The sequence below is a fragment of the Martelella alba genome, from assembly GCF_005217455.1.
GTDB lineage: Bacteria > Pseudomonadota > Gammaproteobacteria > Enterobacterales > Enterobacteriaceae > Acerihabitans.
Window position 1 is genome coordinate 1 of sequence record NZ_SZPQ01000001.1, and the last position, 22,784, is coordinate 22,784.

Below are 22,784 nucleotides of genomic sequence, written 5' to 3' on the forward strand. Positions count from 1 at the left end.
GAAAAGCGAGTATTTTTAGTCATCCTGTTACCTCTCTCTCAAAGAGTTTAGTCTCCAGGATTCCCGGGGCGGTTCAGTTCGCAGACAAAGCGCCAGCCCCGCCGATCAACCCAAATAGTCCTATCGTGGCTGTATTGTAATTATATGGAGGGTTTGATAATAGAAACGTCAGCCCTGTCCATAATACGCTGAAGCTTCCTAACCCCAATAATGTGAACCAACCACGCCAACGAATTTCGGATTCATCTCTGAATAGCTGACCAAGAGAAATTAGTAATTTTCCATAGCTAAGACTCACTTCGTGAGATTCATCTTTTATCATTATTCTGCGAAGTAAAACCGCTAATAAAGCAACTGCTGTGGCTGCAATGAAATACATCCATCGCCAGCTTAACAACTCGGCTATAATTCCTGAAACGGTCCTTGCTAATAAAATCCCCAACAACAACCCTGTCATAACCTGACCGACAGATTTCCCTCTTGTATTCTCATCAGAATGTGAAGCCACATACGGTATAATAACCATAGTTGCACTTGAAGTGATTCCCGATACAAGGCTTGCTATGGAAAGAGTTAATAGGGTTGGGCTTATTGTCGCTCCCAATAAAGCCACTGTGCACAGGACAAGCATATAGGAAATTAGATTGCGTCTGTCAGTCCTATCTCCTAAGGGTACAATAAAGAAAACGCCCCCCGCATATCCAAGTTGACTCAGAGTAACAAGAAACCCTGATTGACCTGCATTAACGCCAAGATCAAGAGCAATTTCCGACAGTAATGGCTGTGCATAGTAGAGGTTAGCGACAAGGACGCCAACCGCAATAGCAAACACAGTCATATTGAACGATGACAAAACATTTTTCATCCGTATGTTTCTCTTCTCTTTGTGGATTCAAAAATCCCAAAATTAACGCGACTCTTAGAAGCTGAAATGCCTCTAAATGCAAATTATGGATTCAAAAATCCCAAAATCGGCAAAAAAATTATCAACAACCGTTGATAAATTTACTAAAAGCTTTTCTCAATGCTAGGGATACTTGTCATCGCCAATTTTACCCCTTCTTCAAGTTCAGTCCGCGTTGGCGCAAGAGTACCAACAATACGCATGCCTTTTAGAAAGCAAAGCAAATATCGTGCCGCGACCTTTGCATCAAGAGACTTGGAAATTGAACCATCCTCTTGTCCTACTAACAACGTCTCATAAACAATTTGCTCTGTCTGAAGAAAGGCACTTCTTACACGCTTTGCCACATCCTCATCATAGGTAGCCAGTTCAGCAGCCACTGTTACAGCCAGACAGCCTTTTTTTCCTGTAATGCCATGCGATGCTTCTACGTAAAACATTAAAACTTCGTACAACTTCTCCCGACCCGTCAACTTAAAACTAATCTGATTCCTAAGTAACTCAAGTCGAGTCTTTGCGTAGTAATCAAACGCTGCTAGAAAAAGGGTGTGCTTATCCGTAAAAGCCTTATAAAGGCTTCCCCAAGTTATCCCCATCGCTGCGGCCAGCTCAGCCATTGATGTACCGTGGTATCCCCGACCGCTAAATGTTTCAACGGCTCGTTCGAGAACGGTCTCAAGGTTGAACTGACGTGGCCGTCCTCGGCCTGAAGTGCGCTTTGTTGCGGTCATGATTTGCGCCATGTGAGTATATTGGGATTCAAAAATCCCAAAGTCAAGACGTTTACATAAAGTAACTTGACATACTAATATAATTCTTTGGAATAAAAATTCATTTTATTAAGTATATGGCTATTAAGTATTGAGCGACTTATCCATTCGACAATGGGTAAGAGGACACAAATCCGCCATCGACTATTATAACAAATCTCTCAGCAGTTCGAAAAAAGACTCCCGCATTAAAGAAAAGTAGATTTATACCCTTCAAAATACTTCAAGTTGCAGGTGTGTTGGCTTTCCTCGCTCACCCCAGTCACTTACTGGAGTAAGCTCCTGGGAATTCGCTGCGTTGCTGCCTGCCTGCAACTCGAATTATTTTGGGTATATAACAGCCAGGATCTGCTTTCGTCCTATCCATTTACTACGTCATCAATGCGTTCAGGCGGCTTGATGATTATTCTGTCTACCCCAAATATAGGGCGGGACATATGTCTCCCGGCAGGCATCTAGATAATCCGACCACCACTGCATCATTTCGATTCTGGCTTCCAGATGCTCCGCTTTATGCACGTAAGCAGCCCGCACGCCGTTGCGTTCCTTATGACTCATCTGCCGCTCAATAGCATCCTTTGACCAGCGTCCGGATTCGTTCAGGGCGCTACAGGCCATAGTCCTGAAACCGTGGCCGCACACCTCGGTTTTGGTATCGTAGCCAATCACTCGCAGCGCCTTGTTGATGGTGTTTTCACTCATCGGTTTGTTCAACGTATGCGCGCCCGGAAAAACGAATACCGATTCGCTGGAAATCGCCTGAATCTGTTTCAGCAGGGCGACCGCCTGCCGTGACAACGGCACCAGATGCTCGTCCTTCATCTTTGCGCCACGCTCTGAAAATCTTACGCCGTTTACAGCCTCGCGCTGTGCGGGTACGGTCCAGGTATGGGCTTTCAGGTTGAATTCATCCCAGCGGGCGAGTCGCAACTCGCTGGAACGCAGGAAAACATGCAGATTCAGCTCCAGTGCCAGACGGGTCAGCATCCGGCCTTTGTAGTCCTCAATCTTCTCCAGTCGTTCAGGCAGACGTTTCAGCGGCAGGGCAGGGTGATGTTGGGTCACTACCGGGGTCACGACGCCATCCAGATCGTAAGCGGGATTATATTTAATCACGCCCTGCTGTACGGCATGACGCATGATTTTGGTCAGATGCTGTCGTACCCGCCCGGCGACGTCATGCACGCCTTTATCGTCAATCGCCTTCACAAGCTGCGCCAGATGGCGGGTTTCAACCTGAGCGATATCCATTGCGCCAATGACGGGGAAAACGTAGCGTTTCAGGCAGGTGAGGATCTTATCGGCGTGGGCTTCCGACCAGAGTTTAAGGCAACTGGTGTGCCATGTGGTGGCGATGTATTGAAAGGTGCGGGATTCATCCACTGCGGCGTTATCCGTTTTGCGCATCAGGGACGGGCTGCGGCCGGACGCCAGCAGCTTACGCGCCGCGTCGCGCTTTTCGCGGGCTTCCGCCAGCGTAGTCTGGGGGTAGGGGCCAAAGGCCAGACGGCTTTCTTTACCGCCGAGGCGATAGCGGAAATACCATAACTTAGCGCCGCTGGTCGATACTGTCAGGTACAGGCCTTGCGAGTCGGTGAGTTTGTATGATTTTGCTAGAGGTTTTGCTGAGCGGATTTTGCTGTCAGTTAACATGTGAGGGTCACTCCAGTTGTCGAACTGAATGACCCGCAATCTGACCCCAAATTCTCCGGATACGAAGGGATAAATCAAAACGTATCAGAAAGACTTTTTACCCCAACCTGTTGAATTGCAACAACATAGGAATTCATAGGAAGGCATAAAAAAAGAATAGTGGTGCCCGGACTCGGAATCGAACCAAGGACACGGGGATTTTCAGTCCCCTGCTCTACCGACTGAGCTATCCGGGCAACGGCCCGCATTAAACCGTATTGGCCGTATTTCGTCAATGTGTTTATGGGCATTCGCCGATAAATATCGCCTGATTGCTGTCTTTTCAGGCGAATTCGCGCCGCGGTTCAGGTTAACGCCCCGTTTTTGCGGCATAATGACAACCGCAATACATCTTCCGCCAGACGGCGCGCCACCTCGACATCCTGCAATCGATGCTTGATGAGCAGCTTACTTAGGCAACCCTCCAAAATCAGCTCCATCTGTTGCGCCACCATGGCCGGATCGTCGGCGTCAAGCGCGGTGAGCAAGGCGAACGTGAAGTCATAGGATGCCTGTTTTTGACGTTCCGCCAACTGATGGATGGGATGGTCGATTGCGGGATAAAAACCACAGGCGGCCACAAACAGGCAACCGGGATAGCGTCCTCTGCGCACTTGTTCGCCGAGAATACGGTAGCGCGCCAGCAGCTTTTGCTGCGGGTCCAATGTCTCGTCCAACAGTACCTTTTGCCGCCAGCTTTCAATCTGTCCGGCATGCTGATGCAGACAGTCATAATGCAGCGACTCGCCGGTCGGCCAAAACGGCTGGAGCTGAGCGACCGAAACAGCCAGCTTATCGGCCAGCATGTCCAGCGAAACCAGCGTAAAACCTTGCTGCTCCAGAAGGTTCAATGCGCAATCCAGAATGTCTTCACGATGCATCGGTGCCTCCATAACAGATCGCGTGGCGTACCCGGCTCCCCTAGGGAGCGATGCTACGCAGGTGTCGGGTAAAGTCGTCGGCATCCATATAGCCGGTAACCCGCGAATCCGGAATTTCCCGGCCGTCGGCGTCAAGAAACACGATGGTCGGCAACCCCAACACGCGATACTGACTCAATAATGCCTTTTGCGCCGCCGTATTGGCGGTCACGTCCGCCCGTAACGGCGTCAGGGCCGCCATGGCCTGTTTCACGTTTGAGGCCGGAAACGTGTATTTATCGAATTCCTTACAGGCTATACACCAGTCGGCATAAAAATCCAGCATCACCGGTTTGCCCGGCGCCGCTTGCCGCGCCTGATCGATATCCGCCTGTCCGGCGACCGGGCCGAAAACCGGCGGCACAACCACCGCTTCGGCGGATGGCGCGGACGGGAAAACCCAGTCTTGCAACGGACGCGCTGCTACCAGCATAACGGCCAACAACGCGATTTGCACCACCCGGTTGCCGCGAAAGACGGTTCTCAGGCTCAACAGAAAAGCCCAGCCGAAGAACGCCACCGCCAGCAGGCTCCAGAGCCGCTCTCCCCAGACATCGCCTAAAATACGCTCCAGCAGGAAAACCGGCAGCGCCAGAATCACAAAGCCCAATCCCTCTTTGACCTGTTGCATCCAGGGGCCGCTGCGCGGCAGCAGGCGATGGCCGAATAGCGCCGCCAGAATCAGCGGAATACCCATGCCCAGGGCGTATAAATAGAGGGTCATACCGCCGGTCAGCACGTTGCCGCTTTGGGCGATATACAGCAGGATGGCGCCAAGGGGCGCGGTAGTACAGGGGGAGCAGAACAACGCCGCCAGGGCGCCCATCGCGAAAACGCCCGGCAGGGCGCCAGCCTTCTGCCGGTTGCTCCATAGCGCCAGCCGGGTTTGCAAACCGGCCGGTAAACGCAGCTCAAACAGCCCGAACATGGCGAGCGCCAGCACGACGAACAGCGCCGACAGTCCCGCCAGGATCGCCGGCTGCTGCAAGGCGGCCTGCAAGGGCAGGCCGGCCGCCGCCACCGCGATGCCTAGCGCGGTATAGGTAACAGCCATACCCTGCACATAGACCAGCGCCAGCAGCAGCACCCGGCCGGTACTGAGACTCGCCCGATCATTGCCGAGGATGATGCCGGAAATCAAGGGGTACATCGGCAATACGCAGGGAGTGAAAGCAATGCCGATTCCCACCAGTAACGCCCACCATAGCGAGAAAGGCGAGGAGGTTGACGGTGCGGGGGGCGCCGTCGCGGCGCTGGGCGGCGTCGAAAACAGCCCGGCGTCCATCACCGGCAGCGGAACGGTACGGGTTTCGGGTGGATAGCAGAATCCGGCATCGGCGCAACCCTGGTAGGTCACGCGCAGTGAGGCGCCCGCGTCGGCCCGCCGCACGGGCACGGACAATTGCAGCATGTCCCGATAAATCTCGCTATCGCCGAAAAATTCATCATGATGTATCTTACCGGCGGGCATCGCCACCGGACCGAGTAGGGCGCCGGTCGGCTCGAGTTTTATTTGCCGGCGATAAAGGTAATAGCCGGAACGAATCTGCCATTGTAAGCGGATTTCGGCGCCGTGCCGTTGGAAGTTGAAAGCAAAGGCTTGATCGGCCTTGACGAACGACGACGTATTGCCGCTGCTGAACAGATCGGCCGAGGCCGGAAAACTGTTGAGCATCAGCCAGAAAATTGCAATTAACGTAAGGCAGCGTCGAGCCATGACAAATAATCCGCATCGCCGTTCTGGACGGGCAATGCCAGTATTTCCGGGGTTTGATAGGGGTGGTGTTGTTTCAGCCAGTGTATCAGCGCAGCCTGGCGATCGGCGTGGCTTTTGATGACCATTTGCACTTCCGCTTGCCGCTCCAGGCGGCCTTCCCAACGATAATAGGATGTGGCGCCGGGCAAGAGCGTGACGCAGGCGGCCAGTTTCTCCGCTAAAACCTGCTCCGCCAGCGTTTGGGCGGTTGGCTGGTCGGGCGCGGTACACAGCACGACCAGATAGCCTTGGGCAGGGGCGGGCTGGTCGGCGGCGGGGATATTAAGCGGGAAATGCGCTGCCATAACGGGTCTCGCGTGATTACACCGACCGGAAGTATACCCCGTGGACGGCGGAGATAACAGTGCGCTTATCCGCGTGCGCGAGGCCGCCTTCGCGCGGGCGCAAATCAGCGGACTTCCGCCGTCCGGGCGTCCCGTGGCTCACAACTCCTTGGCGTCGTCGTAGCGGCGGGCTTTATAGGAGGGGTGCATCAGGTTGTTCGGCGAGAGGATATCGTCCAGCTCGGCGGCGGTAAGCAGGCCGCGCTCCAACACGACCTCGCGCACGCTTTTGCCGGTTTCCGCACAGATCTTACCGACCATGTCGCCGTTATGGTGACCGATGAAGGGATTGAGAAACGTCACCAGACCGATGGAATTGAACACATAAGACTCGCAGACCTGGCGGTTGGCGGTAATCCCGCCGACACATTTTTCCAGCAGATTGCCGCAGGCGTTAGCCAGGATATGCACCGATTCAAACATGGCCTGGCCGATGACCGGTTCCATGACATTCAGTTGCAACTGTCCGGCTTCCGCCGCCATGGTAATGCAGGTGTCATTGCCCATAACCTTGAAGCAGACCTGGTTGACCACTTCCGGGATCACCGGATTGACCTTGGCGGGCATAATGGAGGAGCCGGCTTGCAATTGCGGCAGATTAATTTCATTCAGCCCGGCCCGGGGGCCGGACGACAACAGCCGCAGATCGTTGCAGATCTTCGACAGTTTCACCGCCAGGCGTTTCAGCGCGCTGTGTACCATGACATAAGCGCCGCAATCGGAAGTGGCCTCAATCAAATCTTCGGCCGGCACGCAGGGCAGTCCGCTGATTTCCGCCAGTCTTTGCACTGCCAGCGCCTGATAGCCGTCCGGGGTATTGAGCCGGGTGCCGATGGCGGTAGCGCCCAAATTGACCTCCAGCAGCAACTCGGCGCTGCGCAGCAGGTTTTTCCGTTCTTCGGAAAGCAATACCATGAAAGCGTGGAATTCCTGGCCCAATGTCATGGGGACCGCGTCCTGCAACTGGGTACGTCCCATCTTGAGAATAGCGGCGAACTCCTGCGCCTTGCGCTCGAACCCTTCCCCCAGCATGGCCACCGCCTCCACCAGATTGAGGATGGCGTGGTACAGCGCGATGCGAAAACCCGTGGGATAGACATCATTAGTGGATTGGCATTTATTGACATGATCGTTGGGGTTCAGGTATTGGTACTCCCCCTTGTGGTGCCCCATGAGCTCAAGGCCGATATTGGCCAGCACTTCATTGGTGTTCATATTGAGCGAAGTGCCGGCGCCGCCCTGGAAAACATCGATGGGAAACTGGTCCATGCAACGGCCCTTGTCCAAAATCTCGTCGCAGGCGGCGACAATGGTATCGGCGATGTCCCTGGGCAGGGTATTGAGTTGTCTGTTGGCCAGCGCCGCTGCTTTTTTCACTTGCACCATACCGCGGACGAATTCCGGTATATCATTGATGTGAACGCCGCTTATCCGGAAATTTTCCATCGCGCGCAGGGTATGTATGCCGTAATAGGCGTCGGCGGGGACCTCGCGTGTGCCCAGCAGATCTTCTTCGATACGAATGTGATTCGCCATGGTGACTCCCTTAAGTAAGCAATACTGTGTCTGGTGTTAACGCATAATAGGGTAATTGTGTTTCTATCCAGCGGGTTGCACTGGCATCATACTCTGAAGCGTAATTATATGCTGAAATTGACTGTCGGCTATTAAGTTAATCACGAATATTTAACTTTGTAATTACAAAGTGGCGAAATTTGCCGTCCACTGGCCCTTGTCGCATCGTGTTGCGCATCAAAGGTGTAAAAAGAAGTAAATTAGGCCAAGGGGGGGGTTGCAACAAGATACCATCACCTATACGTAGAAGAATAAACATGGCATTTTATCATCGCCTACTTGCCTGGTTCGGCCGCGCGGTGTTTTCAGGCGGACAGGACGGGTGGGCCGGCACAATAGGAGAATCCGGTGCGTTGGTTGCCTCTGCTGGCGATATTTATCGTCGTTTATATCGAAATTACGCTTTTTATCCAAGTGGCGCAGGTCCTGGGCGTCTTGACCACCATGCTGCTGGTGATCCTGACCTCGTTTATCGGGGTATCGCTGGTGCGCACCCAAGGCATGAAAGTCCTGACGCAGATGCAGATCAAATTGGCCAATGGCGAAAGCCCGGCCGCCGAGATGATCAAGAGTGTATCGATCCTGCTGGCGGGGTTTTTGCTGCTGCTGCCGGGATTTTTTACGGATTTTCTCGGCCTGCTGCTGCTGTTGCCGCCGGTACAGCGCACCTTAACCCTTAAGTTATTGCCTCATCTGCATTTTCAACGTGGCGGCGGGTTCGCTAACCATGGCGGCGGCGAGACTTATGAAGGGGAGTTCCGGCGTAAGGATATTCCCACCGACCGGATCGAGCGCCGCGACGACGATAAATAATCGGTAATCAATCGACTAAAACCCCCCTGAAACCCGCTATTTTAACTTGTTGAACTAGTTAGATTTTTGCCTGTATTGTGTAAAATATGGCCATTCGGGCAAAAAAATTCTCTTTCCCCCCCTTGAAGCGTGATCGAACGCCCCCATCTAAAAGACCACGAGGCAGGGCGTGAGCGCATGCCCGGCATTCTTCCCGAAACTGATACGGACTTTCTTAAGGAGAGCTTTCAATGAAAATTCGTCCATTACATGATCGCGTTATCGTCAAACGCAAAGAAGTTGAATCCAAATCGGCCGGGGGCATCGTACTGACCGGTTCCGCTGCAGGCAAATCCACGCGCGGCGAAGTTCTGGCGGTCGGCCATGGACGTATCCTTGAAAACGGCGAAGTTAAACCGCTGGATGTGAAAGTCGGCGACACCGTGATTTTCAATGACGGGTATGGCGTGAAGGTAGAGAAGATCGATAACGAAGAAGTCTTGATCATGTCCGAAAGCGACATCCTGGCTATTGTTGAGGCGTAATTCACGCGTAATCCTCTGAACTGAACGAATTTAAGGGAAATACAAATGGCAGCTAAAGACGTAAAATTCGGTAACGACGCTCGCATCAAAATGCTTCGCGGCGTAAACACTCTGGCAGACGCAGTGAAAGTTACCCTGGGCCCCAAAGGCCGCAATGTTGTTCTGGATAAATCCTTCGGTGCGCCCGTGATCACGAAAGACGGTGTTTCCGTCGCCCGCGAAGTCGAACTGGAAGACAAGTTCGAAAACATGGGCGCCCAGATGCTTAAAGAAGTTGCCTCGAAAGCGAACGACGCTGCGGGCGACGGCACCACTACCGCTACCGTTCTGGCTCAGTCCATCGTCAATGAAGGCCTGAAAGCCGTTGCCGCCGGTATGAACCCGATGGATTTGAAACGCGGTATCGACAAAGCGGTATTCGCCGCGGTTGAAGAACTGAAAAAACTGTCCGTACCCTGCTCGGATTCCAAAGCCATCGCCCAGGTGGGAACCATCTCCGCCAATGCCGATGAAACCGTTGGCAAGCTCATCGCAGAAGCCATGGAAAAAGTCGGCAAAGAAGGCGTCATCACCGTTGAAGAAGGTTCGGGTCTGCAAGACGAGCTGGATGTCGTCGAAGGGATGCAGTTCGACCGCGGCTACCTCTCTCCGTATTTCATCAACAAACCGGAAACCGGCGCCGTTGAACTGGAAAGCCCGTTTATCCTGCTGGCCGATAAGAAGATTTCCAATATCCGTGAAATGCTGCCGGTACTGGAAGCCGTGGCCAAAGCCAGCAAACCCTTGCTGATCATCGCTGAAGATGTTGAAGGCGAAGCGTTGGCCACCCTGGTGGTAAACACCATGCGCGGTATCGTTAAAGTCGCCGCCGTCAAGGCGCCCGGTTTCGGCGACCGCCGCAAAGCCATGCTGCAGGATATCGCTATCCTGACTTCCGGCACCGTGATTTCCGAAGAAATCGGCTTGGAACTGGAAAAAACCACTCTTGAAGATCTGGGCCAGGCTAAACGCGTGGTCATCACCAAAGACACCACCACCATTATCGACGGCGTTGGCGACAAATCCCTGATCGAAAGCCGCGTGGCTCAGATCAACCAGCAGCGTGACGAAGCCACTTCCGATTATGATCGGGAAAAATTGCAGGAACGCGTGGCCAAACTGGCCGGCGGGGTTGCCGTTATCAAAGTGGGCGCCGCCACCGAAGTCGAAATGAAAGAGAAGAAAGCCCGCGTTGAAGACGCCCTGCACGCCACGCGCGCCGCAGTGGAAGAAGGCGTGGTTGCCGGCGGCGGCGTTGCGTTGATTCGCGTAGCCAATAGCATCACCGACCTGCGCGGCGACAATGAAGATCAAAATGTCGGCATCAAGATCGCCCGTCGCGCCATGGAAGCGCCGTTGCGCCAGATCGTGGCCAACGCCGGCGAAGAGCCTTCGGTTATCGCCAACAACGTGAAGTCCGGCGACGGCAACATGGGTTATAACGCCGCAACCGAACAATATGGCAACATGATCGAAATGGGTATCCTGGATCCGACCAAGGTAACCCGTTCCGCACTGCAATTCGCCGCCTCCATCGCCAGTCTGATGATCACCACCGAGTGCATGATCACCGAACTGCCGCGCGACGAAAAGCCTGATCTGGGCGCAGGTGCCGGCGGCATGGGCGGCATGGGCGGCATGGGCGGCATGATGTAAGCCGTTTGCCTTACCCATAGGTTGATGACAAAACCCCCGTAATCGGGGGTTTTGTCTTTTCTTGGCAAAAGATTATCGCCCGGTACGATTTTAAGGTATAAACAGGTAGCGGTACGGGCAAGGTTAACGGCGAAACTTCCGCTGTCGGTTGCCTGAGGGATGCACGGTATGGGGTCTCACTTTTGCCGGATAGATTAAAAATAGAGGAAAACGATGCGAATCAAATTGTTACTCTGCCTTTGCGCAGGCACTTTGCTCTTGGCGGGATGTAGTACTCATAATGAATTGACCTCGGCCGGCCAGTCGGTCAAGTTCACCGATACCAAGCCCGGCAGCGATTGCCGGCTGCTTGGCGAAGTCATCGGCACCCAGAGCAACTGGCTGTCGGGACAAGGCGGCGAAGACAGTTCAATGCGCGGCGCGGCCAACGATCTGCGCAACAAAGCCGCTGCCATGGGTGGTAATGTGATTTATGGCGTCAGCAGTCCGGAAAGCACGGCGGAAACCTATCTGTCCAGCTTTGTGCCGCTCGACAGCAAGATGCAGGGTCGGGTTTATCAGTGCCCCTAGTAGTGGTTGCCGCCCTGTCGCATCGTCCCGCGCGGCGGGACGATGGCCCCCGTCAATGCTGCCTGAGCCCAATGTCAATGAGTGACTTGCTGCGCTCGCCGCCGATTTCGCGCGCCAGTCTGGGCACCAGATAACCGGATACCCGAGTCACGAGTTCCTGCATAATCCGCCGCGCCTCGTCGTCGGACACCATGAAATGCGCAGCGCCGCGTACTTTATCCAACAGATGCAAATAATAGGGCAGAATGCCCGCCGCGAACAACGCCTCGCTGAGCGCCGCCAGGGTGTCGGCGTCATCGTTGACACCGCGCAACAGGACGCTCTGGTTAAGCAAGGTCACCTGTGCCAGGCGCAACTGCGCCAGGCTTTGCCGCAGAAAACCGTCTATTTCGTTGGCATGGTTGATATGGGTGACCACCACGATATTCAGACGGCTTGATGCCAGGCGACGGCATAATGCCGGGGTGACGCGGGCGGGAATGACCACCGGCAGCCGGGTATGAATGCGCAGGGTCCGGATATGGCCTATTGATTCCACGTCGCTTATCAGCCCGTCCAGCTCGCGATCTTTGGCCATAAGCGGGTCGCCGCCGGAGAAAATGATCTCGTTGAGTTCCGGATGGCGGCCAAGATAATCCAACGCCGCCGCCCAATGGGTTCTGTCGTAGCGGTTTTCCTGATAAGGGAAATGGCGCCGGAAGCAATAACGGCAGTTGACGGCGCAGCCGCCCTTTATCAGCATCAGGGCGCGATTGTGATATTTATGCAAGAGTCCCGGGATGGCGTTATGCTGTTCCTTCAGGGGATCGTCACAGAAACCGGGCGCGTCGAGAAATTCCTCGCGGGAGGTCAGTACCTGCCGCAATAACGGATCATGCGGATCGCCGGGGACCATGCGGGCAATGAATGCCCGGGGCACCCGGAACGGGAACAGCCGCCGCGCGGCGGCGCCGTCTTGTAATTCGGCATGGTTTCCGAGGCGCAACTGGCTGAGCAGTTCAAGGGGATCGGTGACGACATCTGCAAGTTGCAGCAACCAATCTTCTCTAGTCGGGGTGTTCTGGGTTACAATGTCTGCCATTTTTTTGGCTAACTACCAAGTTTAGATTAAGAGGACCACCATGGCGTCTTATAGTACCAATGAATTCCGTTCCGGTCTCAAAATCATGCAGGACGGCGAGCCGTGCGCAATCGTTGAGAACGAATTCGTAAAGCCGGGCAAAGGACAGGCTTTCAACCGCGTCAAGATCCGCAAACTGATCTCCGGCAAAGTACTGGAAAAAACCTTCAAGTCCGGCGACTCGGTGGAAGCGGCCGATGTCATGGATATGAACCTGACCTACCTGTATAACGACGGTGAGTTCTGGCATTTCATGAATAATGAAAGCTTCGAGCAACTGGCCGCCGATGCCAAGGCGGTCGGCGATAACGCCAAGTGGCTGGTTGAGCAGGCCGAGTGCGTTTTGACCCTATGGAATGGCCAGCCCATCGCCGTGACGCCGCCCAACTTCGTTGAGCTGGAAATTACTGAAACCGATCCGGGCCTGAAGGGCGATACCGCCGGCACCGGCGGCAAACCCGCTACCCTGACCACCGGCGCGGTCGTTAAAGTGCCGTTGTTTGTCCAGATAGGCGAAGTCATTCGTGTGGACACCCGTTCCGGCGAATATGTCTCGCGCGTAAAATAATGTTTGGCCGGCCGGACCGCATAGCGGCGGGCCGGCCGGCGAGGTTCCAGGCCTGCGAGGAAATCGGCGATTATGTTATCCAAGCTGATAAAAGTGATCGTGACCACGATGGTTATGCTGGTTATGCTTAGCGGTTGCAACACCGCCCGGGGGTTTGGCGAGGACGTCCAGCACCTGGGCAACACCATTTCCCACGCGGCCAATTAACAGGCCGTGCCATCTTCAGGCGCGGCACGGCCGACTGCCTGGAACCGGCCCGTGCGACCGGCGGCGTCTCGGTCCGAAATATAAACGCGCTTACACTTTTTTTACTAAGCTTAGAGAGACGTACCTCTCATTTCTTAAATTCACACATAAGGAAAAAGCGATGTTGAAAAAAAGTGTTCTCGCCTTGGCGTCTTTGCTCTTATTGTCGGCCCTGACCGCGTGTAACACGACTCGCGGCGTGGGTGAGGATGTTTCGGCGGGGGGCAGAGCCATTCAACGCAGCGCCGAATAATCAATGCCCGGCGCGGGAAGCCGCAGATGGTATTCGCGAGAGGGTGCCTTTGGCGGCGGTGGGCGAGGTCGGCTGGATTTATGCCTCGCATCGTCCGTCACATGGCGCCGTCTTTACCGAAGGCCGGTAATCCGGCCATCATAAATGACATATTCTGAACAAAGCAACCGGGTAATTACGCAAAAAAAATGGGTGCTGGAGCCATTCAGCCCAAAATGGAACTTTTAAGCTGAATCGATCATTATGTCAGACCGCAATGCCAACGAGCGGATAAACGGTGTAATCTTGGTATTTGATAGCTGCGTCATATTACTCATGATTAGTCAGTTTATAATTGATCGTTTTATCAATAAAAATGCGCCTTTGATTTTTGATAAATCAGTTCCAAAAAAATAATCCTTTCCCCAACCCCGCCCCAGTCATTGACGAAAATCAAGAACCCGGCAAAATATCCCCTATACTCTGCTGTTCAAAACCGAAAGGTTTATACTCGTCATGCTTCACGTCGCATCTTTGTCGGCTACGTTCGCCACCCCGGCTATAGCGTTGTCTATGCGCCTGGGGACCCGCTTACTCGTCGCCGCGACGCGTTTTGAATGATGCAGAGTATATACCCGTCATACTTCAAGTTGCTTCTTGGTTGGCGGCGCTCGGCCACCTTGGTCGCATCATCAACCCGGTGGCGGGGAATTCTGCCACGCGCCGTTGCGATGCAACTCGAATTATCCAGGGTATAAACCCGGTGTTTTCGGAAGCGATAAGCGGGCTCGCCCCGCATCGCGACTTAACGCTCCCAGGGTTTAGGCTTTTTCCTGTTTCCAATGGAGGGACTCCATGTCACACGAAGAAGAGGTATTGATTAACCGGGCCGGTCTGGCCGAGAAAACCAGAAAATCGCGATGGCCCGCCAGGCTGGATTTATTGCAAAGCCTGTCCGGACTGTTGTTATTTCTGTTTATGTGCGGGCATATGTTCTTTGTTGCCTCGATTTTGCTGGGCCGCGATGCGATGTGGACGGTGACCAAATTCTTCGAGGGCTATTTCTTTTTCGGCAAAAGTTATCCGTGGATTGTGTCCAGCGTGGTGGGGATCGTCGCGGTACTGTTTGTCGGACACGCCATGCTGGCGGTACGGAAGTTCCCGTCCAGCTATAAACAATACCGTACCTTCCGCATCCATATGAAGGGCATGCGCCACCAGGACACCACGTTGTGGATATGGCAGGTCTACACGGGTTTCGCCCTCTTTTTCCTGGCCTCTGCGCACCTTTACCAAATGTTCTTCTGGCCGCAGCATATCGGACCCTATGGCTCCGGCGCGCGGATGTGGAGCGACATGCTGTGGCCTTATTATCTAATTATGCTGTTGGCCATCGAATTGCATGCCGGGATCGGCGTCTACCGTTTGGCGGTGAAATGGTGCATTCCCAATGCGCCGCGTGAAACCTTGAAAAAAGTGAAATGGGGACTGACCGCATTTTTCCTGGTCGTCGGCTTCCTGACCCTGATCGCCTATATGAAAGTCGGCTATGACCACAGACATAATCCCAGCGAACCTTACACTCCGACCTGGGCCGTGGAATCCGTAAAAGAGGGCGGTAAATGAAAACGATAGTAACGGACGTACTGGTTATCGGCGGCGGTTTGGCGGGATTGCGAATGGGTATCGGCGCCAAACGCCGGGGGCATGATGTTATCCTCCTTTCTCTGGTACCGCCCAAACGTTCCCATTCCGCCGCCGCCCAGGGCGGTATGCAGGCGTCATTGGCCAATGTGGTGAAAGGGCAGGGCGATACCGAGGATATTCATTTCGAGGACACGGTGCGCGGCAGCGACTGGGGGGCGGATCAGGATGTGGTGCGCATGTTCGTTAACACCTCGCCCAAGGCGGTCCGCGAACTGGCGGCCTGGGGATGTCCGTGGAGCCGCATCACCAAAGGCGACCGCGAGGTCATCATCAATAGCCAGAAAGTCACCATCACCGAACGAGAGGAAGCTCAGGGCCTGATCGCGCAGCGGGATTTCGGCGGCACGAAGAAATGGCGGACCTGCTATGTCTCCGACGGCACCGGCCATGCCATGCTGTTTACCGCCAGCGATCGGGCCATCGCCGAGAAAATCGACGTACATGAACGCAAAGAGGCGTTGGCGCTGATTCACGATGGCGCGCGTTGTTACGGAGCGATTGTCCGCGATTTGATCACCGGGGAGCTGTCGGCGTATGTGGCCAAGGCGACCGCCATCGCCACCGGCGGCGCCGGTAAGCTGTACCGGGTTTCCACCAATGCCATTATTTGCGAGGGAATGGGCCACGCGCTGGCATTGGAAACTGGCGTCGCGCCGCTGGGCAACATGGAGGCCGTACAATTCCATCCCACCGCCATTGTGCCGGCCGGTATTCTGGTGACCGAAGGCTGCCGCGGCGACGGCGGTCTGCTACGGGATGTGGACGGGCACCGATTTATGCCCGACTACGAACCGGAGAAAAAGGAACTGGCTTCCCGCGATGTGGTATCGCGCCGTATGGAAGAACATATTCTTAAGGGCAAGGGCGTCAAGTCCCGTTTCGGCGATCACCTCTGGCTGGATATCACCTTGCTGGGCCGTCACCATATTGAGCATAACCTGCGGGAAGTGAAGGAAATCTGCGAAAGTTTCCTGGGTATCGATCCGGCGGAAAAATGGATCCCGGTCCGGCCCGCGCAACATTACACCATGGGCGGCGTGCGCACTGCCGCCAGCGGTGAATCCCGTGGCTTAAAGGGCCTGTTCGCCGCCGGTGAAGCCGCCTGCTGGGATATGCATGGTTTTAACCGGCTGGGCGGCAACTCGGTGGCGGAAACGGTGGTGGCTGGCATGATCGTCGGCGAATTCATCGCGGACTTTTGCGATAACCCGGTAAATTCTGTGGATATACCCACCGGGCTCGTGGCGGATTTCGCTCGCCGTGAAGCCGCCAAACTGGACGGGCTACTCAGCGGTAAGGGGACGGAAAACGCCTTCAAGATCAATATGGAAATGCAGGATGCCATGACCCGCTCCGTGGGCATTTTCCGCGACGGTAAAACCCTTGAAGAGGGCATCGCCAAGTTACAGGAACTGCTGGTGCGTAGCCGCAACATCGGCGTCAGCAGCCGGACGCCCGGCGTCAATCCGGAACTGGTCATGGCGTACCGGGTGCAAAAAATGCTCAAGCTGGCGCTGACGGTGGCATACGGCGCATTGCAGCGCACTGAAAGCCGTGGCGCGCATTTTCGTCGCGATTTTCCTCACCGGGATGATAAGCAATGGCTCAAGCGCACGCTGTCGTACTGGAAAGATGACAATGACACGTTGCCGGTATTGCAATACGAACCGCTGGACGTCATGAAAATGGAACTGCCGCCGGGATGGCGCGGTTACGGAGCCAAGGATTATATCGATCACCCCGATACGCCGAAACGCATGGCCGAAATTGAGCAGATCAGGCAAGAAATGGCCGGCCAGGATCGGTTCGTCATTCAAAACGCCATCATGCCTTATAGCGATAAATTGCCGGAAAAGCTGCGCGGACGTAACGAACGCATTGATGAGCCATTGGAAGGATGAGCAAATGAGCGAACAACTTAACAAAGCCGAGGCGATTGACGTTGTGGTCGCTGGGCAAAATGACGGACCGCGCCAGGGTCAGGACAGGCTGCTGACTTTCCATATCTTGCGCTATAACCCGCAGGATCCCGCCTCCAAACCGCACATGCAATCGTATCGGTTGGAAGAGGCCGAGGGCATGACCCTGTTTATCGCGCTAAATGAAATTCGTCAGCATCAAGATCCCACCCTGCAATTCGATTTTGTCTGCCGAGCCGGGATTTGCGGCAGTTGCGCCATTGTTATCAACGGTCGTCCGGGGCTGGCCTGCCGGACGCTGACCAAATCCCTGGGTCCGGAGATTTCCCTGACGCCGCTGCCGTTTTTTGAACTGATAGGCGATCTGTCGGTGAACACGGGCAAATGGATGCGGGGTATGAGCGAGCGCCTGCAAACCTGGGTGCATGCCAAGGAGCAGGAAATCAATCTCAGTAAGGCCGAAGAGCGCATGGATCCGCAACTGGCGGAAAAAATCTATGAACTGGATCGCTGCGTGGAATGCGGTTCGTGTGTCGCCGCCTGTGGTACCGCCAGGATGCGGCCTGATTTCGTCGGGGCGGTGGGCATGGGAAAAATCGCCCGTTTCCGGATGGACCCCCGCGACGGCCGCAGCGATGAGGATTATTACGACGTGATTGGCGATGATAGTGGCGTATTCGGTTGCATGTCGCTGCTGGCATGCCATGACGTCTGCCCGAAATCCCTGCCGCTGCAAACACAGATTGCGTTTCTGCGCCGCAAAATGGCCACTATCAGCAGTTGACCTGCCGGGAGGCGCCCCGACGCCGGGGCGCCTCCCCCGTCATCGTCCGGTGGTCCTTCCAGACTGCCTGACGTCATAATCTGCCTGTTCCTGGCGCCTGGCGCATCGGTATCTTCGGACGTCCGGTCTTTCCGTCTCCACTGTCGCCATTAGACCGCCGGCGGGCCGAAGATAAGCGGGAAACAGCGCGGTTGCATTTGTCTACCCGCCGGGATACGGGTAGACTGCATCCCCTGTGTTAAATGGGAGACTTATCATGAGCGAAACGGCAAGCTGGCAACCCAGCGCCACCATCGCCAGATTACTGAAGCGCGCGGCGGTCGTTGCGCAAATCCGGCGGTTCTTTACCGATCGTGGTTTGCTGGAGGTGGAAACCCCGGCCATGAGCCAGGCCACAGTGACCGACGTGCATCTGTCGCCCTTCCAGACGCAATTCGTGGGGCCCGGCGCGGCGCACGGATTGACGCTGTATCTGATGACCAGTCCGGAATACCACATGAAACGTCTGCTGGCCGCCGGCAGCGGGCCTATCTTTCAGCTCTGCCGCAGCTTTCGTAACGAAGAAGCCGGTCAATACCATAACCCCGAATTCACCATGCTGGAGTGGTATCGGCCGCACTACGATATGTACCGGCTGATGAATGAAGTGGATGATCTGTTGCAGCAAACCCTGGATTGTCATCCGGCTGAAACGGTTTCCTACCAGCAGGTCTTTATACGGCATATCGGTCTGGATCCCCTGTCGGCCGAAAAGGCGCAGCTTTATGACGCGGCGCTAAAGCTGGAGCTGGCCGAAGCCTGTACGCCTGATGACGATCGCGATACCTTGCTGCAATTGCTGTTCGCCATGGGGGTGGAGCCGCAAATCGGCCATGAGAAGCCGACATTCGTCTATCATTTTCCCGCGACTCAGGCGTCGCTGGCGGAAATCAGCACCGAAGATCACCGGGTGGCCGATCGCTTCGAGGCGTATTTCAAAGGCGTGGAACTCGCTAATGGCTTTCGTGAACTGACCGACGCCACCGAGCAGCGCCAGCGTTTCGTACAGGATAATCGCAAGCGCGCCGCCAAAGGTCTGCCTCAGCAACCCATCGACGAGCGCTTGCTGGAAGCGCTGTCCCATGGTATCCCCGAATGCGCCGGCGTCGCGCTGGGCGTCGATCGGCTGGTCATGCTGGCGCTGAAAGCCGAAAGCCTGTCCGAGGTGCTCGCCTTCCCGGTGGACCGCGCTTGAATTGCCGTCGCGGCGTCATCAAGGCATCGCCGGCGTCGTGACCGGGCGGGCGAACGCGGCCGGCAAACACAACATGAAGTATGATGCGTATTCATCGGGTCGCCGGGCTGTTATTGCGATCCTGAGCGGAAGCCGGCGGGGCGGGATGTTTTTTCCACCCGTACCTGAAACGGCGGGAAGGGCATCGTCAAATCGTTTTCACGGTATCCCTCGATAATCAACTGGTTCAACTGATGGCGCAGCGGCATGCGGTGGCCCATCTCGGCGGCGTGTACCCGTAGTTCGAACAGCATGATTCCCTGTTGTAAATCCACCAAAAAGGCTTCCGGCTGCGGATTGTCCAGCACCAGCGGGCAGCGTTGCGCCGCCTGCTTGAGGACAAGCGTGACCTCGTCGCTGTCGGCGTCCAGGGTGGCGGGTACGGTCAGCACAATCCGGGTCACTGAGTCCGAAAGCGACCAATTGATGAATTGTTCGGTGATGAACGCTTTATTGGGCATGATAATTTCTTTGCGGTCCCAGTCGGTGATGGTGGTGGCGCGGGTATTGATACGGGTCACGCTGCCGGTCAGATCGCGGATGGTCACGGTGTCGCCGATACGGATGGGTTTTTCAAACAGAATCATCAAGCCGGAGATAAAGTTGGCGAAAATCTCCTGCAAGCCAAAGCCCAGGCCGACGCCCAACGCGGCCACCAGCCATTGCAGCTTGGACCATTCGATGCCAATCCAGGAAAAGCCGATGAGCCCGCCTATCAGCATCAGCAAATATTTGGTGACGGTGGTAATGGCATAGCCGGTGCCCGGCGCCAGATCCAGATGCTGCAACAGCGCCAGTTCCAGCAAGGCGGGCAGGTTTCTGACCAATTGCAGGGTTATCATAAACACCAGCAAAGCGATCAGTAACGACGCCAGGGTAATGGGCTGGATGCTATCCACACCCTGGGCCGAGGAACTGACGTCCCACAGCCGGATGTTTTCCAGAAAACCGAAGGCCGAATGAATTTCCGACCATAACAGGATGACCGCCACCAGGGCCACCAGCGTCATCAGCGATCGCACCAGGTGCAACGATTGGGCGCTGATGGCATCCAGGTCCACATCCGTTTCGTCCGTCTCCGGGGGCGGCTCATGAGGCGTAGCCGGCGCGTCTTCCTGGCGAGCCCGCTGCGCCAGAATATCCGCGCGGCGTTGCCGGGCGCGGTCGAAGGCGATTCGACGCCGTTGGATGAACATCCAGCGGCAGATGATATGGTAGACGACCAGCAAAAAAAACCAGATGACGACCGAGGTTTCCAGTCGCGCCAGCAAGGCCTGGGCGGCGGCCAGATGCCCCAGGCCGGCCCCTGCGGCGGCGGCCAACGGCGCGCATTGCAGCAAATTCCACAGCGTCCGGTTAACGACATTGTCTCCCTGGCCCGATTTGTCAAGATACAGGGGAATACCCGCCCGTTTCAGGCTATTGGTCACCAGGCTTAACGCGGCGCAGAGCAGGATAAAACACAACCGGCCGAGGGTGCCGGAAAACTCGCGCTCGTTGAGATTATCGAAGGTAATCAACGCCATGATAAGCGGGACGATAAGCCCGGTCGAGAGGGTGTAATAACGCATGGCGCGGGTCACCTGGCGCTCCGGCCAGCCCAGGTGCGCGATGAACAGACCATGGGGCCGGGCGAAATCGGCGCTGACCATAAACAGCCATAACACCGGCACGGTGGCAATCACCCCGTCGCCGATGGCCACCGCGATAGGATAAGGCCAGGCCTGCCGCAGACCATAGCCCAGCGCGGCCCATAAGATCGGCAGCGGCAACGTAATCATCAGCGACCAGAACACCGCGCGCAGGGTCAGGCGGAAATCATCCTGGGTGACGTTGCCCACCTTGTCGGCCGACCGCGCCAGAAACGCGCGGTAATGGCGGCGGGAGCTCATGCCGAACCCCACCAGCAGCAGCGCGCCGAACAGCGGCAGCAAGGTGTCCTGGCTGGTGGTCATCATCACCAGCGCGCCGATGAGCTGGGTGATGGTATTAAGGGACAACAGGCGCTTGAGATCCTGTGCCAGATGCACCGGGAAAGTCAGGCCCAGCGGACTGACATCGGCCACCCAGAACAGATAGCGGTGAGCGGCCTCGCGGATTTCCCCCATGGCGTCCACCAGTTGACTGTTGGCCACCTTCAGCTTGGTCAGTTCCAGGATCTGGTTATCGTAGCCGGACAAGAGCGAATTGAGCAAATTCCGCTGGGTCTGCAACTGCGCCAGCAAGATGCGGTTTTGTTCCTCCGTCAGCGGCGAGCCGTTATCCTGCCGGCTTTGGGCCAGTTGCGGCAATTTGTTGAGCATATCTTCGTAATGCAGCCGGCCGGCGCGCAACTGCGCCATATCGCTATCCAACTGCTGCGGTTTGGGCAAATCGGGTAGCCGCGATACCTGGGCCCGCAGCGTTTCGCCCAAAGCCGGCGAATCACCCAGCCATTGGGCCTGCTCGCGCAGGGTATCAAGCGCCTGCCTCACCTGTAAGGTCTGCGCCGCGGTCTGCCGCTGCTGGGAAGCGATCAGGTCCATACGCTGCGCCTGCTCGTTCAATGCCGCCGACAGCTCGCGATTGATTTGCAACTGGCCGGCGATCACTTTCGGTAAATTCCCGCTACGGCCGGCCAGCAGTTCAGTCCGCTCCAGTGCCTGCTCGGCTTCCTGCTGGCGTAGGCTGTTTAACCGGTTGCGCACCTCTTGTAGCTCCGCGTCAAGCCGATCGCGGCGCTTTTTCAGCACATTGGCGCGCAGGCGCGACAATTCCTGGCGATTGCTGGCGCTAAGCTGCGCCAGTTCCAGTTCGTCGACCCGCGCACGTCGGGCGGCGGTCTCGGCCTGCGACGCCTGCCGCTGCGCCTGCCCCAGCGGCGAGAGGTCGTTGACGCGCGATTGCAGGCTGAGTTCCGCGTCCCGCAGGGCCTTGCGCGCATTGTTTTGCTGTTGGGGCAATAGGATCAGGGAGTCGCTGATGCCGCGTGCCAGTTCCTGTTCCTGCTGCAATTGCCGGGCGGCGTCCAGCAACCGGCTGCCAAGCTGGACGCTGCGCTGTTCGAGTTCATTAACGGAAAGTTTGCCGTCGGCCGGCGCCGGCTTTTCCGGCTCGCTCTCTTCTTGCTCTCGCAGGGTCTTGGCCAGACGCGGGAAGTCGTCAATGACGCTTTGGTATTGCCGACTGCGCTCGGCGGAGGCCTTGCCTTCCTTGATGAAATTGAGCGTGCTTTGCAATGCATCGACAATTTCCGCCTGATGGGCGGATTTATTCGCTTCCGCCTGTTGAAGTTCTTTGCGGACCAGCGCTTCGTCGGGTAAATCAGCGGCCAGAAGCGGGGCGGCCGCCAGCCACCCCAGCAATACAATGAGTATCAGACGCACGCAGGAT

Annotated in this window: 20 protein-coding genes and 1 tRNA gene; 11 read left to right on the forward strand and 10 right to left on the reverse strand. The window is 55.9% G+C overall.

Annotated elements, in window-relative coordinates:
* Nucleotides 1–73: 73 nt before the first annotated feature.
* The 8 genes from FCN80_RS00005 to aspA all read right to left on the reverse strand — a co-directional run bounded on the left by FCN80_RS00005 (nucleotide 74) and on the right by aspA (nucleotide 7,922).
* Nucleotides 74–865 (reverse strand): MFS transporter, encoded by a 792-nt coding sequence (locus FCN80_RS00005; protein WP_136987778.1) that lies wholly within the window; start codon nucleotides 863–865, stop codon nucleotides 74–76.
* A gap of 143 nt (nucleotides 866–1,008) precedes the next feature.
* Nucleotides 1,009–1,647, reverse strand: a complete 639-nt coding sequence (locus tag FCN80_RS00010) for a TetR/AcrR family transcriptional regulator (RefSeq protein WP_136987779.1) — start codon at nucleotides 1,645–1,647, stop codon at nucleotides 1,009–1,011.
* A gap of 414 nt (nucleotides 1,648–2,061) precedes the next feature.
* A complete protein-coding gene (locus FCN80_RS00020; RefSeq protein ID WP_136987780.1) occupies nucleotides 2,062–3,327 on the reverse strand; it encodes a tyrosine-type recombinase/integrase in 1,266 nt (421 codons plus the stop codon).
* Between the two features lie 160 nt (nucleotides 3,328–3,487).
* Nucleotides 3,488–3,563, reverse strand: a tRNA-Phe gene (locus FCN80_RS00025).
* A 108-nt stretch (nucleotides 3,564–3,671) separates the two neighbouring features.
* Complete coding sequence (gene dicD, locus FCN80_RS00030; RefSeq protein ID WP_136987781.1) at nucleotides 3,672–4,247, reverse strand: division control transcriptional repressor DicD; 576 nt, start codon at nucleotides 4,245–4,247, stop codon at nucleotides 3,672–3,674.
* Between the two features lie 40 nt (nucleotides 4,248–4,287).
* On the reverse strand, nucleotides 4,288–6,003 hold the full coding sequence (locus FCN80_RS00035) for a protein-disulfide reductase DsbD (RefSeq protein WP_136987782.1): 1,716 nt from the start codon (nucleotides 6,001–6,003) through the stop codon (nucleotides 4,288–4,290).
* Nucleotides 5,979–6,347 carry a divalent cation tolerance protein CutA gene (cutA, locus tag FCN80_RS00040; protein WP_136987783.1) on the reverse strand — a complete coding sequence of 123 codons (369 nt, stop codon included), beginning with the start codon at nucleotides 6,345–6,347 and terminating at the stop codon, nucleotides 5,979–5,981. Before cutA ends, FCN80_RS00035 begins: the two co-directional genes overlap by 25 nt.
* A 138-nt stretch (nucleotides 6,348–6,485) precedes the next feature.
* Nucleotides 6,486–7,922 carry an aspartate ammonia-lyase gene (gene aspA, locus FCN80_RS00045; protein ID WP_136987784.1) on the reverse strand — a complete coding sequence of 479 codons (1,437 nt, stop codon included), beginning with the start codon at nucleotides 7,920–7,922 and terminating at the stop codon, nucleotides 6,486–6,488.
* Between the two features lie 387 nt (nucleotides 7,923–8,309).
* On the opposite strand from aspA, the gene FCN80_RS00050 reads away from it, so the two are divergent.
* The 4 genes from FCN80_RS00050 to FCN80_RS00065 all read left to right on the forward strand — a co-directional run bounded on the left by FCN80_RS00050 (nucleotide 8,310) and on the right by FCN80_RS00065 (nucleotide 11,563).
* Nucleotides 8,310–8,774 (forward strand): FxsA family protein, encoded by a 465-nt coding sequence (locus tag FCN80_RS00050; protein ID WP_136987785.1) that lies wholly within the window; start codon nucleotides 8,310–8,312, stop codon nucleotides 8,772–8,774.
* A gap of 230 nt (nucleotides 8,775–9,004) precedes the next feature.
* Nucleotides 9,005–9,298 carry a co-chaperone GroES gene (locus FCN80_RS00055; RefSeq protein ID WP_136987786.1) on the forward strand — a complete coding sequence of 98 codons (294 nt, stop codon included), beginning with the start codon at nucleotides 9,005–9,007 and terminating at the stop codon, nucleotides 9,296–9,298.
* Between the two features lie 45 nt (nucleotides 9,299–9,343).
* The gene (gene groL, locus FCN80_RS00060) at nucleotides 9,344–10,993 is read left to right on the forward strand and encodes a chaperonin GroEL (RefSeq protein WP_136987787.1); all 1,650 of its coding nucleotides are present in this window, start codon (nucleotides 9,344–9,346) and stop codon (nucleotides 10,991–10,993) included.
* A 213-nt stretch (nucleotides 10,994–11,206) separates the two neighbouring features.
* Nucleotides 11,207–11,563: a DUF4156 domain-containing protein gene (locus FCN80_RS00065; protein ID WP_136987788.1), complete on the forward strand. Its 357-nt coding sequence runs from the start codon at nucleotides 11,207–11,209 to the stop codon at nucleotides 11,561–11,563.
* A 52-nt stretch (nucleotides 11,564–11,615) separates the two neighbouring features.
* Here FCN80_RS00065 and epmB read toward each other — a convergent pair whose 3' ends face one another.
* On the reverse strand, nucleotides 11,616–12,644 hold the full coding sequence (gene epmB, locus FCN80_RS00070) for an EF-P beta-lysylation protein EpmB (protein WP_136987789.1): 1,029 nt from the start codon (nucleotides 12,642–12,644) through the stop codon (nucleotides 11,616–11,618).
* A 40-nt stretch (nucleotides 12,645–12,684) separates the two neighbouring features.
* Between epmB and efp the strand changes: the two genes are divergently transcribed.
* The 7 genes from efp (at nucleotide 12,685) to epmA (ending at nucleotide 19,373) form a co-directional block, all read left to right on the forward strand.
* Nucleotides 12,685–13,251, forward strand: coding sequence for an elongation factor P (efp, locus tag FCN80_RS00075; RefSeq protein WP_136987790.1), 567 nt, complete (start codon nucleotides 12,685–12,687; stop codon nucleotides 13,249–13,251).
* 72 nt (nucleotides 13,252–13,323) lie between these two features.
* The gene (locus FCN80_RS00080) at nucleotides 13,324–13,458 is read left to right on the forward strand and encodes an entericidin A/B family lipoprotein (protein ID WP_136987791.1); all 135 of its coding nucleotides are present in this window, start codon (nucleotides 13,324–13,326) and stop codon (nucleotides 13,456–13,458) included.
* A 160-nt stretch (nucleotides 13,459–13,618) separates the two neighbouring features.
* Nucleotides 13,619–13,750 (forward strand): entericidin A/B family lipoprotein, encoded by a 132-nt coding sequence (locus tag FCN80_RS00085; protein ID WP_136987792.1) that lies wholly within the window; start codon nucleotides 13,619–13,621, stop codon nucleotides 13,748–13,750.
* A gap of 834 nt (nucleotides 13,751–14,584) precedes the next feature.
* Nucleotides 14,585–15,355 carry a fumarate reductase cytochrome b subunit gene (locus FCN80_RS00090; RefSeq protein ID WP_136987793.1) on the forward strand — a complete coding sequence of 257 codons (771 nt, stop codon included), beginning with the start codon at nucleotides 14,585–14,587 and terminating at the stop codon, nucleotides 15,353–15,355.
* Nucleotides 15,352–17,337, forward strand: a complete 1,986-nt coding sequence (locus FCN80_RS00095) for a fumarate reductase flavoprotein subunit (RefSeq protein WP_136987794.1) — start codon at nucleotides 15,352–15,354, stop codon at nucleotides 17,335–17,337. Before FCN80_RS00090 ends, FCN80_RS00095 begins: the two co-directional genes overlap by 4 nt.
* 4 nt (nucleotides 17,338–17,341) lie before the next feature.
* Nucleotides 17,342–18,139 carry a fumarate reductase iron-sulfur subunit gene (locus FCN80_RS00100; protein WP_136987795.1) on the forward strand — a complete coding sequence of 266 codons (798 nt, stop codon included), beginning with the start codon at nucleotides 17,342–17,344 and terminating at the stop codon, nucleotides 18,137–18,139.
* Between the two features lie 256 nt (nucleotides 18,140–18,395).
* Nucleotides 18,396–19,373, forward strand: a complete 978-nt coding sequence (gene epmA / locus FCN80_RS00105) for an elongation factor P--(R)-beta-lysine ligase (protein ID WP_136987796.1) — start codon at nucleotides 18,396–18,398, stop codon at nucleotides 19,371–19,373.
* A 110-nt stretch (nucleotides 19,374–19,483) separates the two neighbouring features.
* Here the strand turns inward: epmA and mscM are convergent, their stop codons facing one another.
* A complete protein-coding gene (gene mscM / locus FCN80_RS00110) occupies nucleotides 19,484–22,777 on the reverse strand; it encodes a miniconductance mechanosensitive channel MscM (protein ID WP_136987797.1) in 3,294 nt (1,097 codons plus the stop codon).
* Between the last annotated feature and the right edge of the window lie 7 nt (nucleotides 22,778–22,784).